The organism is Mycobacterium sp. 852002-10029_SCH5224772, from assembly GCF_001667315.1.
Classification (GTDB): domain Bacteria; phylum Actinomycetota; class Actinomycetes; order Mycobacteriales; family Mycobacteriaceae; genus Mycobacterium.
In genome coordinates this window covers 57247-69909 of record NZ_LZHT01000034.1, presented here as the reverse complement: position 1 = coordinate 69909, position 12663 = coordinate 57247, and the positions used below count along the sequence as shown (strand labels likewise).

11 protein-coding genes and 2 pseudogenes are annotated in these 12663 nt (G+C 67.1%); 4 read left to right on the top strand and 9 right to left on the bottom strand.

The features are described from left to right. Positions 1-47: 47 nt before the first annotated feature. Together A5775_RS07925 and A5775_RS26210 are read left to right on the top strand one after the other, a co-directional pair. Positions 48-891: pseudogene (locus tag A5775_RS07925) on the top strand (13E12 repeat family protein); the annotation flags it as partial. A gap of 117 nt (positions 892-1008) precedes the next feature. After that, positions 1009-1233 (top strand): hypothetical protein, encoded by a 225-nt coding sequence (locus A5775_RS26210; RefSeq protein WP_369827796.1) that lies wholly within the window; start codon positions 1009-1011, stop codon positions 1231-1233. Positions 1234-1287: 54 nt separating this feature from the next. On the opposite strand, the pseudogene A5775_RS07920 reads toward A5775_RS26210, so the two are convergent. Beyond that, a pseudogene (locus A5775_RS07920) lies at positions 1288-3029 on the bottom strand (3-ketosteroid-delta-1-dehydrogenase); the annotation flags it as partial. A gap of 101 nt (positions 3030-3130) precedes the next feature. On the opposite strand from A5775_RS07920, the gene A5775_RS07915 reads away from it, so the two are divergent. Both A5775_RS07915 and A5775_RS07910 read left to right on the top strand, forming a co-directional pair. Then, complete coding sequence (locus tag A5775_RS07915) at positions 3131-4264, top strand: Rieske 2Fe-2S domain-containing protein (protein ID WP_067250265.1); 1134 nt, start codon at positions 3131-3133, stop codon at positions 4262-4264. Next, entirely contained in the window at positions 4264-4566 is a 303-nt protein-coding gene (locus A5775_RS07910; RefSeq protein WP_067250296.1) for a ferredoxin, read from the top strand. The genes A5775_RS07915 and A5775_RS07910 overlap by 1 nt, the downstream gene beginning before the upstream one ends. A gap of 32 nt (positions 4567-4598) precedes the next feature. Here A5775_RS07910 and A5775_RS07905 read toward each other — a convergent pair whose 3' ends face one another. From A5775_RS07905 to A5775_RS07870, 8 genes are all read right to left on the bottom strand, one after another. Then, a complete protein-coding gene (locus A5775_RS07905) occupies positions 4599-5042 on the bottom strand; it encodes a nuclear transport factor 2 family protein (RefSeq protein WP_067250263.1) in 444 nt (147 codons plus the stop codon). 61 nt (positions 5043-5103) lie between these two features. Continuing rightward, positions 5104-6180, bottom strand: coding sequence for a hypothetical protein (locus A5775_RS07900; RefSeq protein ID WP_067250260.1), 1077 nt, complete (start codon positions 6178-6180; stop codon positions 5104-5106). A gap of 45 nt (positions 6181-6225) precedes the next feature. Beyond that, positions 6226-7209, bottom strand: a complete 984-nt coding sequence (locus tag A5775_RS07895; RefSeq protein WP_067250293.1) for an alpha/beta hydrolase — start codon at positions 7207-7209, stop codon at positions 6226-6228. Positions 7210-7234: 25 nt separating this feature from the next. Then, complete coding sequence (locus tag A5775_RS07890; RefSeq protein ID WP_067250257.1) at positions 7235-8107, bottom strand: SDR family oxidoreductase; 873 nt, start codon at positions 8105-8107, stop codon at positions 7235-7237. 2 nt (positions 8108-8109) lie between these two features. Continuing rightward, positions 8110-8589, bottom strand: coding sequence for a nuclear transport factor 2 family protein (locus A5775_RS07885; protein ID WP_067250255.1), 480 nt, complete (start codon positions 8587-8589; stop codon positions 8110-8112). Between the two features lie 69 nt (positions 8590-8658). Next, the gene (locus A5775_RS07880) at positions 8659-9684 is read right to left on the bottom strand and encodes an acyl-CoA dehydrogenase family protein (RefSeq protein WP_067250252.1); all 1026 of its coding nucleotides are present in this window, start codon (positions 9682-9684) and stop codon (positions 8659-8661) included. Further along, a complete protein-coding gene (locus A5775_RS07875) occupies positions 9681-10820 on the bottom strand; it encodes an acyl-CoA dehydrogenase family protein (RefSeq protein WP_067250290.1) in 1140 nt (379 codons plus the stop codon). Before A5775_RS07875 ends, A5775_RS07880 begins: the two co-directional genes overlap by 4 nt. Positions 10821-10976: 156 nt before the next feature. After that, positions 10977-12575 (bottom strand): acyl-CoA synthetase, encoded by a 1599-nt coding sequence (locus A5775_RS07870; RefSeq protein WP_197512422.1) that lies wholly within the window; start codon positions 12573-12575, stop codon positions 10977-10979. Between the last annotated feature and the right edge of the window lie 88 nt (positions 12576-12663).

Genomic DNA, 12663 nt, shown 5'->3' with positions numbered 1-12663 from the left:
TGAAGCTCGAGCCCGGCGCGCGTCGGGTCCGCGTACCCGGGCACACCTTGATCAACGAACTACGCGCCCAGGCCACCACGACAGAGCTGGGCGACACGCTGGGGCGTGCGTTGGCCGAGCGGTTACGCATCACCACCGCCGAGGCCGGGCGCCGGGTGGCCGAGGCCGCCGATCTCGGGCAGCGTCGTGCGCTGACCGGGGAGTTGTTGGCGCCCACCTTGGGGGCCACCGCGGCCGCCCAACGCCAGGGATTGATCGGCGATGGGCATGTGCGGGTGATTCGCGGGTTTTTTGCCGACCTGCCCTACGAGATCGACGCCTGCACCCGCGAGGACGCCGAGGCCGATCTGGCGCGTCAGGCCAGCAGGTTTCGCCCCGATGAGTTGGGCCAATACGCCCGCCGGGCGATGGGCTGGCTCAACCCCGACGGGAAACTCAATGATGCCGAACGTGCCCGCAAGCGCGGCATCACCATCGGGGCCCAGCACTACGACGGCATGTCACCCATCCGCGGGTATCTGACCCCCGAGGCGCGCGCCACGTTCGAACCCGTGCTGGCCAAACTCGGGGCCCCCGGGGCGTGTAACCCCTACGATGAGGTTCCCCTCATCGATGAGGTTCCTGATGAGGATGCGGCGCGCCGCGATATGCGCAGCCCGGCGCAACGCAATCACGACGCCCTGCTGGCCGGGCTGCGCGCCCTGCTGGCCTCCGGCGAGTTGGGCTGCCACAACGGCCTACCGGTGTCGGTCGTGGTCACCACCACCCTGCAAGACCTCGGGCAAAGGCGTCACCGGTGGCGGGTCGCTGGTGCCGATGTCGGATCTGATCCGCATGGCCAGCCACGCCCATCATTACCTGGCGATCTTCGACCGCGGCAAGGCGTTGGCGTTACACCACACCAAGCGGCTGGCCTCCCCCGCGCAGCGGATCATGTTGTATGCCAAAGACCGCGGGTGTACGAAACCAGGCTGCGACGCACCGGCTTACCATAGCCAGGTCCACCACGTGAGTGGCTGGACCAGCACCCACCGCACCGACATCGACGACCTCACCTTGGCCTGCGGCCCCGATAACCGGCTGGCCGAAAAGGGTTGGACCACCCGCAAAAACGCCCACGGTGTCACCGAATGGCGACCACCAGCCCACCTCGACCACGGACAACCCCGCACCAACGCCTTCCACCACCCCGAGCGATTCCTCAACCACGACGAAGACGACGACCCCGTTTGACGTTGGGACAGAGCGCTTTCGACGCCGCTAGCTCTCATGGCGGCGACCCGCTTCGCCCGGCTGCGCCGCGCTCGCGATCGCCGCTAGCTCTGATGGCGGCGACCCGCCGCGTCTTTCGCCGCGATGTAGCCGTACACCAGCCCCTGCGCGATCGTCGCGCCCGCGCCCGGATACGTCGTGCCGAACGCGTTCGCGGCGGTGTTGCCGATCGCATACAGTCCGGCGATCGCCCCGCCGTCTTCGCCCAGCACCCGCGCCCGCTCATCGGTCTTGAGCCCGCCGCAGGTGCCCAGATCGGAGAGCACCATTTTCACGGCATAGAAGGGGCCTTTGACCAACGGACGCAGGTTGGGGTTCGGCTTGATCGTCGGATCGCCGTAGTAGCGGTCGTAGGCGCTGCGGCCGCGCCCGAAGTCGGGATCCTCACCGGCGGCGGCGTTGTGATTGAACCGCGTCATCGTCTCGAAGAACTCCGATACCGGGAGGCCGATCCGCGCGCCCAGATCGGTGAGGTTGTCCGCGCGGGCCGCGATGCCGGCGTCGTACCAGGCCTGTGGGACCCGCATGCGCGGAAAGAGTTCGGCGCCAAAGACATAACTGTTGCGGTACTGCTGATCGAAGATGATCCACATCGCCTCGACCGGGCTGCCGGATCGTTCCAGCTCGAGCAACCGCTGCCCGAATGACATGTAGTCCGATGCTTCGTTCGCGAACCGGCGCCCGTGGTGATCGACGATCAGGCAGCCGGGCAGCGACCGCTCCGCCAGCATCACCACGGGCGCCTTGCCGGGCAGGGGCGCGACCGCGGGAAACCACCATGCCTGATCCATCAGATCGATGTCGGCGCCGACTTCCTGGCCCGCGCGGATCCCGTCGCCGGTGTTGGCCGCGGCACCCAGACTGAGATCGGCGCCCAACGCTTCCGACTGAAACTTCCACCGCATCTCCATGCTGTGATCGAAACCGCCGGTGGCCAGCACGACGCCGCGCCGCGCAGTGATCGTCACCTCGCGGCCCCCCTGGTCGACGACGGCGCCGGTCACGCACTGACCATCGCGGGCGAGGCGCACCAGCGCGGTATCGGTCCATACCGGGATCCCCGCGCGCAACACCCCGGTGAACAGCCCCGCCGCCAAGCCCTGCCCGCCCGCGGCGTAGCGCCTGCCCAGCAGTCGGCCGGCCACGCCCTGCGCCAGTCGCTTGCCGTACGTGGGAATGCCCTTGCGCGGCATGCGGGCCACCAGGTTCATCCAGCGGTAGTCGGCGCCCGTCGTCGGCATCGGGATGCTGACCTCCATCAGACCGGGTTGCAACCGGGTGCGGTACTCGCCGAGCAGCGCGGTGTCGAACGGGCGGCACTCGCAGGTGCGCCCGGCAGCGCTGCCGCCAGGCTCCTCGGGGTGGTAGTCGGAGTAGTCGCGCGCCCAGAACAGGCGCAGCGGCGTCGTGCGGCGCAGCATCTCCACCGTCGCCGACACGTGCGCCACAAATTGCGCCGACCGCTGCGCGGGTGCCGATCCGGCGACCACCGAGTCCAGGTAGGCGCCGGCGCGCTCGGCGGTGTCACCGGCATGGGCTTCGGCCAGTACCGGGCTCGCGGGCAGCCACAGCGCGCCACCGGAGCGGGCGGTCGAGCCGCCCACATACGACGATTTCTCCACGATCAACACCGACAGCCCGGATTCGTGGGCGGCCAACGCCGCGGCCATGCCGGTGCCGGAGCCGACGACGAGCAGATCAACGGCGGTGTCGGCCACGGGGAGCCCGGCGGGGATCGTCGTGCTGCGCGTCGTCACGTCCGAAACGTTAGGCCGCGGCGCCGCGGCGCAGGAAGAGCCGTCCTGATGAGTGGAACAACGTGGCCCGCGGGCCGGTCCGGGGGAGTTGAATCGCGGCCATGACGTCGCAGACGGAGGCCGACGAGGTTCGGCTGATAGAAGCGCAGGCCGCACCGGCGCGGTTCGCCCGCGGCTGGCACTGCCTGGGGCTGACCAAAGATTTCGGCGACGGCAAGCCCCACGCGGTCAACGCGTTCGGGCAGAAGCTCGTCGTCTTCCGCAGCGGTGACGGCAACATCAACGTCCTCGACGGCTACTGCCGGCACATGGGCGGCGACCTGTCCCAGGGCGAGGTGAAGGGCGACGAGATCGCGTGCCCGTTCCACGACTGGCGCTGGGGCGGCGACGGCCGCTGCAAGCAGGTGCCCTACAGCCGGCGCACCCCCAAACTGGCCCGCACACAGGCGTGGACGACGCTGCAGCAGGACGGCTTGCTGTTCGTGTGGAACGACCCCGAGGGCAAACCGCCGTCACCGGAGGTGACGATCCCGCGCATCGAGGGCGCCACCAGCGACCAGTGGACCGACTGGCATTGGTACACGACCGTGGTCGGCAGCAACTGCCGCGAAATCATCGACAACGTCGTGGATATGGCGCACTTCTTCTACATTCACGGTTCGTTGCCCACGTACTTCAAGAATATCTTCGAGGGGCACGTCGCCACCCAATACATGAACGGTGGAAGCCGACCGGACATGGGCGGCACGGGGTCGCAAATGCTGGGTACGACATCGGTGGCCTCGTACTACGGCCCCTCGTTCATGGTCGACGACCTGACGTATCACTACGAGTATGGCGACGCCAAGACGATCCTCATCAATTGCCACTATCCGATCGACTCGAATTCCTTTGTGCTGCAATACGGCATCATCGTGAAGAAGTCGGAGATGATGCCCGACGATCAGGCCATGGATACCGCGATCACCCTTGGCGACTATGTCAAGCTCGGTTTCGAGCAGGACGTCGAGATCTGGCGGCATAAGGCGCGCATCGACAACCCGCTCCTGGTCGAAGAGGACGGTCCGGTCTACCAGCTGCGCCGCTGGTATCAGCAGTTCTACGTCGACGCCGCCGACGTACAGCCGGATATGGTGGACCGCTTCGAGTTCGAGCTCGACACGACCCGCCCGTACGAGGCGTGGATGAAAGAGGTCGAGGCGAACATGGCCGCTCAGGCGGCGGGCTCGGTGTGATGGCACTCGACTGGTCGGTCCGGGCCGACAATCGCCTCGAGGACATGCCGATGATTCCCGTGGTGTGCCGCACCTGTGGTGCGGAAGTGCTGGCGCGCAAGAGCAGCTGGAACCAGACCAGCGTGCAGTGGAATGCCGCGGCGACGACCCGGTGCGCCGAACGCGCCGAGGCGCAGCAGATTTCGGGGCCCGGCAGCCGCGGCGTGTTCCTGGCGTGCTCGGCGCTGCGTGGGTCGATTCTGGACGCGGTGCGACTCGGCGACTTGTCCATCGTCGACGACGCCGTTCAGATCCGGACGTGACCAAGGCGCCGTGAGATGTCCAACGGCACCGGTCAATTGCCGAATATTTCAAGCGGGCCGACGTACGCGCGGTTGATCTTGACCCGCTCCGTCAAGCACCACGATCCATCGGGCCGGCGCCGCCAGGTGTCGTGATAGTCGCCGATGGTATAGAACCGCGTCGTCGGGTCAGCTGTCGAGTTCAAGTGCACATCGCGGATATAGGCGAGACTCACTGCGGTGTCTCCCGTGACGTCGACAACGACGTTGCCCAAGAGGTGCTGAGTGGGACCGCACTTGTCGAGGAACCCGCGAATCATCGTGATGATCGTCCCGCGTCCCTCCAGACTCCCGGTCCCGAAATCGCCGCGCGCATCGTCGGCAAGGATCTCGGCCATCGTGTCCCAATCACGATTGTCCATGGCTCTCGCGAACAGATTCAGTGCGCGCTCGACGTCGCGTTCATCGCAGACAGCCTGCAATCGTTCATCATCCATGCGGTTATTCCGTGGTGCTAGGCATGTGCGCCGCCGTCCGAAGCGACCAGGGCAATCATGCTCATGCGAGCTGGAAGGCGCTGATCGGGGCTTCCTCCGGGTAGGTCGCCGGGCCGCCCAGGTCATAGGCGGCGTTCAGCGCGCTGATGAAGTCCGGATCGTGCAGCGGTTCGCCGGGGATGTCGAGGTTGATGCCCTTGCCCTTGAGGTCGTCGACCATGATGTCGATGGCCTTGTCGACGGTCAGGTCATCGGTGCCGTCCATGTTCTTTTTCAGCTCGTCGAAGTCGGAGAACACCTCGGCCGACCAGTGCACCAGAAACCGGAGTTCGTCGGTGTGGTGGCGGGCGATCACGTCCTCAGCGTTTTTCAGCAGCCAATGCTCGCGGCTGGTGGGGTCCCCGATGAACACGGTGTCGAACGCCAGGCCCGCCGGAATCTGTTGGTCCAGTGGCCCGTTCGCCTCACCGCGGTGCACCATCATCTCGTTTTGCACCACCACACCGCGGTTGTTGATCGGGGGCAGGATGCGCTGGGGCGCCTTGAGTGGTCCGTGCGGCCAGTAGGTGAAGCCGCTGCCGGCGTCGAGCGAAAACCAGGTGATGACCTGTGCCATCTTGATCAGATAGTCGCGGAACAGGCCCGATTTGCCCATGACGCTCGTCAACCACGTGGGGGCGTTTTCGTGCCGCACACCGCGGAAGCTCGGCGCATCCAGGTGGCCCGGGTCGCGATTGGCGCACGGGCCGTTGATGTTGAACAGCATCATCTGCGGCTTGGCGTATTCGGCGTTCCAATAGTCCTTGGCCAGCTGCAGGAAGCGCTCGTTGTAGAAGCAGTCGTGCAATTGCGGGTAGAGCACCGCGCCGTAGTTGGCGAGGTAGCCGCGGAAGGTCGGGGTCAGGAACAAATCCAGCGACGGGCTGAACCCCTCGGGGAACATGCCGCTCATCGTCGCCATCAACTCGTCCGCGGACGCAAAGTGCTGAGCGATGATCAGTTTCCAGGGACCCTCGGTGTGCACCACCTCGAGGAGGCGCTCGCGTTGGTCGTCGGTGTAGACGTCGTCGATCTCGCGGGGCGGCGCGGCCGGCCGCAGCACGTCGGAAAGCTCCATCCGGCGCTCGTCGGTGAGCATCAGCTGTCTCCTTTGCAGTTCAAGATTGGTTGATTGTGCGCAGCGTCACCGCGACGCGGGAGACGGCTGTCCGGTGATCGGGACGTCAAACCGGAGCGGGTGGGCGAACTTGGCCCGCAGTAGCGCCCCGACCTCCGCGATGGCCAGCCGGCCCCGTGCGGTGGCATCGGAGCGCATCAGAAAGCCGTGGTACATGCCGGGATAACGAGTGACGGTGGTCTGCACGTCGGCGTCGCGCAGCCGGTCGGCGTAGCGCTCACCCCAGTCCCGGATCGGGTCGCAGCCCCCGGTGACCACGATCGCCGGCGGCAGACTCGACAGGTCGGCCGCGTACGCCGGAACCAGATACGGGTCCGTGGGCGGTCCGGCGTCGCCGTCGGCCAGCGCGTGCACGTACTCGATGTCGTCGCGGGCGAGCAGCGGCGCGTCGGGCATCGCAGCGATCGAGGCAACGGACATGTCGCGGTCCAGGCCGGGATACAGCAGCACCTGCGCACAGATGGCCGGTCCGTGGCGATCCCGCGCCGCGAGTGCCACCGCCGCGGCCAGCGCGCCGCCGGCGCTGTCGCCGACGACCGCGAGCCGGTCGGCGTCGACGCCCAGTTCTCCGGCGTTTCGTGACACCCATTCGGTGGCGGTGTAGGCATCGTCGAACTGCGCGGGCGGCGGTGACTCCGGGGCCAGCCGGTAGTCCACGGCCACGACGGTCGCCGCCGAGGCCGAGGCCAGCTCACGCGCCAGCGGCTCGAAGGAGCGGTTGGAGCCCATCACCAGTCCGCCGCCGTGTAGATAGATCAACACCGGTGCGCCGGAATCCGTTGTCGGACGATAAATCCTGACCGCTACATCGCCGACGGCGCCCGGGACGGCCCACTCGGTGACGCTGGTCATCTCGGGCATGTCCTGCGGCAGCGGTGCGGATTCGAGTCCGGCGCGCACCGCGGCCAAACCCCGTTGCCGCATCGGGGCGATCTCGCCGAACGAGGCCACCCGGGCGGCCGCGTCGGGATCCATGGCGTGCGAGGTCATGTCGGCCGTCACGTCGGCAGCCATGTCATTGCGGCGCGGATTCGAACCGCGTTCCGGTCCGTAGTCGTGGGTGTTGTTGCGCGGCAAGCATATTAGCCCGTTCGGTCATCGCCGCCCCGACGCTGTCCGGATGGGTGTGCAGGTAGAAGCGACCTTCGGCGGACTGCCGGAACATCATCCCGGCGGCCTCCAGCGGTTCCATGGCTGCGGCCTTGATGCCGAGCATGGTCGAGCGGTGGGTTTCGGCGGCCGCCGCGTCGCTGGCGGCGCCGGGGTCGACGCCGCCGGCCGACTCGAAGATGTTGGAGCGCACCGGTCCGGGCAGCACGGCCTGGACGCGGATGTGGTGGTCGTGCCCCGCCGCCTGCACTTCGAGGTGCAAACATTCGGTCAGCGACAGCACCGCGTGCTTGCTCACGATGTAGGGCGCCTGCAACGGGATCGCCACCACCGCGCCCACCGATGCGATGTTCCACACCCATGCCTGCTCATCGGTGGCCATCATCTTCGGCAGAAACGCGCGCACGCCGTAGAAAACACCGCTGACGTTGATGTCCATGATGCGCTGCCAGTTGGCCACCGGCGTGTCCCACAGGTAGCCGAACTGTTCGATGCCGGCGTTGTTCACCAGCAGGCGCACCGGCCCGACGTCACGGTAGGCACGGTCGGCGAGATCCTGCACGGCGTCGGGGTCGCGCACGTCGCAGACGACATCGTGAGCCACGCCGCCCACCGCGGACAACTCGTCGCGCAGGGCGGCGACGGCGTCCCCGTTGACGTCGGCCAGCACCACCGTCATGCCCAACCGGGAGGCGTGCCGGGCCAGCCCGGCGCCGATGCCGGATCCGGCACCGGTGATGACCGCGACCCCGTCCCCGAAGGCTTTCTGAGCGTCCATGACTATGAGTCGGCGCGGCTTTCGGCGTGTAATTCCGAGAGCAGAACCGAGTTGGTGGCGTCGAGGATTACGTCCATCTCGGTGAATTCCAGTCCATTGGCGCCGCGCCGAACGCCGACGTTGACCACGCCGCTGGATACCGCGAATGGTACGAAGTTGGCGATGTGGTTGACGAAGATGTAAAACCGCGCGCGGGTGACGTCCCCGTCGGCGCCGGTGCGACACAGGTTGGTGGCGTGGTGCCGCAACGGGTAGGGGCTCTGCTTGCGGTGCTCGGACAGCCATTCCATCACCGCGTCGCGGCCGTTGAGCTCCGGTGACATCAATTCCTCGAAAGGACTTGCGCCGGAATCGCTTCGGGTCAGGTAGTGCACATCCTCGGCATAGCTGGCCGCCAGCTCGCCGTAGTGGGCCTCGTCGTAGTGGTACCAGAAGGACGCGATGAACTCCTGCAATTCGGGCAGCGTGATGTCGTTGCTCATGGCGCCAGTCAACTCCGGTGTGGCCTTCCTAACACCGCCGATGCCCGGTCAGTGGAACATGGTCTGAATTCAACCGGTGATCAGCTCCCACAGGGCTCCAGCGCTGGCGTGCAGCGCCGCGTCGGTGACCCGTTCGTCCCAATACCGCACCGAGCCGAACTCCGAACGCCATGCGAGCGCGGCCCGGGTGAACTCGTGCAACGCGTGCTCACGGGTGGTGCCGATCGCGCCGTGCACCTGGTGGGCGTTGCGTACCACCACTGAAGTCGCGTGGCCGGCACACGAACGCGCCACGGCCACAAGGAAAGCCAGGTCGGGCGTCGACCATTCGCCGATGACCGCGGCGTGCAGTGCGGCCTCGGTCGTCGCCCGGGCGAGTGCGGCCTCGGCGGCGATGTCGGAGATCAGGTTCTGTACCGCCTGGAATTTGGACAGGGGGCGGCCGAACTGGACTCGTGCGGCCGCGTGGTCGACGCACAGTTGCAGGATCCGATCCAGGGCGGCGCTCACCTGGATGGATCGCACCAGGGCCGCTTTCAGCTGCAGCTGGTTGAGGAGGGCTGCGGTGACCGGGACGCCGTGCAGGGTGGCCGGTTCGGCGGCCACCGTGTCGCGTGGTTCGCCGATCAGGTTGCCACCCTGGGTGATCGTGAGCTGCTCGGCGGCGACGTCGGCGACCCGGTGCCCGCCCTCGGCTCGCCACACGACCACGATCCGGTCGGCCGAGGCGGCCCAGGGCACGTCTGTCGCGGTTCCCTGTTTGTCGAGCACGCACATGGTCCGAACCGCGTCGCCCGCGGGCATCCCGCTGGCCTCCAGCAGCCAGCATGCCAATAAGTCGTGCTCGGCCAACGGGATTCGGACCCCATGCCGGACGGCTGTGGCCATGAGTTCGGCCGCCTCGTACCAACTTGCCCCGCTGCCGCGGTGCTGTTCCGTCCCGGTCAGTCGGACCAGGCCAAGCTCGTCGAGGCGCTGCCAGAGGGCGGGGTCGCGCTCGACCGTCCCTGCGGGCGGGTGCTTTTCGCGGTAATCGGAAAATACCGCCTCCATCATGTCGACGAGCGCGGCGTCAACCGGAGGGCGGGCGCTCATCGCATGCCCAATCCGCGCGCGAGCACGCCACGCAAGACCTCGTTGGTGCCGCCGCGCAGCGTAAAGCCTGGCCGCTGATCCAAGGCCGCAGATACCAGGGCCGAGAACCCCGCGTCGGGGGAATCCTGCAGGTCGGCGAATTCCGCGACGTCGCCTTCGGTGGTGGTGCCCAGCACCTTGACCACCGCGGCGGGTAGGTCCGCGGGCTCGTGCCGTTCCAGCGCGCCGGCCACCGCGGTGGACATCTGATGCAAGCCGGCGATGCGGGCCACCAGTCGCCCCAGATCCGGATCGCGAGGGATGGCGTTTGACGCCATGCGATCGGCGCAGGCGGCCAGCAACACGAACGTGGACAGGAACCGCTCGGGGCCGCTGCGTTCGAAGGCGAGCTCGGAGGTCACCTGCTGCCAGCCGTTGCCGATCTCACCGAACACCATGGCGTCGGGGACGAACGCCGAATCCAGGATCACCTCGTTGAAGTGGTGGGCGCCGTTCATCGACACGATCGGCCGGATCTCGATGCCGGGTCCGCGCAGGTCGATGATGAATTGGCTCAGCCCCCCATGCCGATTCGCCGGGTCCACCGGCGCGGTGCGCGCGAGTGCGATGAACGCATGCGCGAGGTGGGCGCCCGAGGTCCACACTTTGGTGCCCGTCAGCGACCAGCCCCCGTCGACGCGGGTCGCGCGGGTGTGCACGCTGGCCAGATCGGAGCCCGAATCCGGCTCGCTCATCCCGATGCCGAAGAAGCATTCTCCGCGCACGATGCGGGGGAGGAACTCCTGCTTCTGTTCTTCCGTGCCGTATTTGAGCAGCGAGGGCACGATCTGGCGGTCGGCGATCCAATGCGCGGCGACGGGTGCGCCCGCGGCCAGCAGTTCCTCGGTCACCACGAACCGTTCCAGGAACGATCGCCCGTGGCCGCCGTATTCCGACGGCACCGTCATGCCCAACCAACCGCGCGCGGCGAGCGCGGCGGTGAATGTCTCGTCCCAACCCGTCAGCCAGGCATCGACTGCTGGGGTGAACGCCGCGGCGGCCAATTGGTCGGCAAGAAAATCGCGCACCTCGTCGCGCAACTCCTCGGTCGTCGCGGCGTCGACGCTGGCGGGCGGCACCAGACGGGGGAGTGTCATCAGCGTTTCGTCCACTTCGCGATGCGCTGCGCGGGCAGATTGATGGTCCAGACTTGGGTCGGTCCGTCGGTGTCGATATCGAGAGGCACGCTCATGCGGGCAACTGTAGTGACTTGGTCCGCAGACACTCTTCGAACCCGGGGAGGCCGGTTCGGTTCAACCGAACGCGTGCTGTTCGAGACTGAAACGCTCCCGCAGCAGACGTTTGAGCAATTTGCCGCTGGGGTTTTTCGGAAGCGCATCCACGAGGAACACACGTTTGGGCGTCTTGAATCCGGCCAGGTGCGCGCGGCAGTGCGAGAACAGTTCCTCTTCGGTGAGGGTGACGCCGTCGCGGGGAACGACGGCGGCCACCACCGCCTCCACCCACACCGGGTGGGGCAGGCCGAACACCGCAACCTCTTGAACACCGTTGTGCCAGTAGAGGACTTCTTCGACCTCCCTGCTGGCCACGTTCTCGCCGCCGGTCTTGATCATGTCCTTTTTGCGATCCACGACGTGCAGCAGTCCGTGCTCGTCGTAGTAGCCCAGGTCGCCGGAGTGGAACCAGCCGCCCCTGAAAGCCGCCGCGGTGCGTTCCGGGTCGTTCAGGTAACCCAGGGTCAAATGCGGGCTGCGGTGGGCGATCTCGCCGACCACGCCGGATGCGACGGGGAGGTCGTCGTCGTCGAGGATGGCGGTTTCCACGTTGAGCACCGGCCGTCCGGCCGAACCGGCGTGCGCGTCCTGCTCGTCGGGTCCCAGCGCGCAGGCCAGTGGCGCCATCTCGGTCTGGCCGTAGAAATTCCACAGTCGTAGGTGGGGCAGCCGCTCGCGGATCTCGTGCAGGATCTCCGCAGGCATCGCCGAGGCGCCGTAATAGCCCTTACGCAGGCTGGACAGGTCCACCTGATCGAACACCGGTGAGCGCAGCAGCGAGATCCACACCGTCGGGGGAGCGAAATAGCTGGTGACGCGGTAACGCTCGATGGTGCGCAACACCGTTTCGGGGTCGGGACGCGGCAGGATGATGCTGGTGGCGCCCAGATAGATGTCGGTGGCCAGGAAGTTGTCCAGCTGGGCGCAGTGATACAGCGGCAGCGAGTGGATCTCGACGTCGTCGGGCGACATGTCGCCGGCGACGATCGTGCTGACGTACTGCCACATCAGGCTGCGGCTGGTGTGGATGGCGGCCTTGGGGCGGGATTCGGTTCCGCTGGTGTACATCAGCCGCACGGGCTGGTCGTCGTCGATGTGCGGGCTCGGCGCCGGCGTGTCGGTGGTCAGCCACTGGGCAAAATCCGCCCAACCGGCTATGCCTTCGTGTCCGCTCGGCAGCAGGGCGACTTTGGTCCTGACCACACCGCCGCGCCGCATCGCCTCGTCGGCGGTCGGCGTCAGCTCCGCTTCGACGACGAAACCGCCGACCTGACTGTGATCGAGGATGTAGGCGATCTCCTCGGCGGTCAGCATGAAGTTGACCGGCACCAAGACCACTCCCGCACGCGCCGTCGCGAATGCCAGCACGGCGTACTGCCAGCAGTTACGCGACAACAGGCCGAGCCGGCCGCCGGGTCCAAAACCGCTGTCGTGCAACGCTGCCGCCGCCCGGTCCACCAGAGTGTCGAACTCGGCGAATGTGAGCACGACGGCATCGTCGATAACCGCGATCTTGTCCGGCTGCCGGCGGGCCGACCGCCGGGGAATATCGCCGAGTCCATGGCTACGCGCACGTTCGATCATGGCGTCGAGGTCATCGGACTGCATGCCGGCCACGGTAAGCGGCAACGCCTATCAGCGCCTCGTCCGCGTCCCGCTGAGTAGACAAAGCCCTGCCCCTGGCCGCGGATCGCCCCGATACTCG

Coding starts and splice junctions, on each gene's coding strand:
- A5775_RS07915 (WP_067250265.1), top strand. CDS start 3,131: ATGACGTCGCAGACGGAGGCCGACGAGGTTCGGCTGATAGAAGCGCAG.
- A5775_RS07890 (WP_067250257.1), bottom strand. CDS start 8,107: ATGGACGCTCAGAAAGCCTTCGGGGACGGGGTCGCGGTCATCACCGGT.
- A5775_RS07875 (WP_067250290.1), bottom strand. CDS start 10,820: ATGACACTCCCCCGTCTGGTGCCGCCCGCCAGCGTCGACGCCGCGACG.
- A5775_RS07910 (WP_067250296.1), top strand. CDS start 4,264: ATGGCACTCGACTGGTCGGTCCGGGCCGACAATCGCCTCGAGGACATG.
- A5775_RS07880 (WP_067250252.1), bottom strand. CDS start 9,684: ATGAGCGCCCGCCCTCCGGTTGACGCCGCGCTCGTCGACATGATGGAG.
- A5775_RS07885 (WP_067250255.1), bottom strand. CDS start 8,589: ATGAGCAACGACATCACGCTGCCCGAATTGCAGGAGTTCATCGCGTCC.
- A5775_RS07905 (WP_067250263.1), bottom strand. CDS start 5,042: ATGGATGATGAACGATTGCAGGCTGTCTGCGATGAACGCGACGTCGAG.
- A5775_RS07900 (WP_067250260.1), bottom strand. CDS start 6,180: ATGCTCACCGACGAGCGCCGGATGGAGCTTTCCGACGTGCTGCGGCCG.
- A5775_RS07895 (WP_067250293.1), bottom strand. CDS start 7,209: ATGACCTCGCACGCCATGGATCCCGACGCGGCCGCCCGGGTGGCCTCG.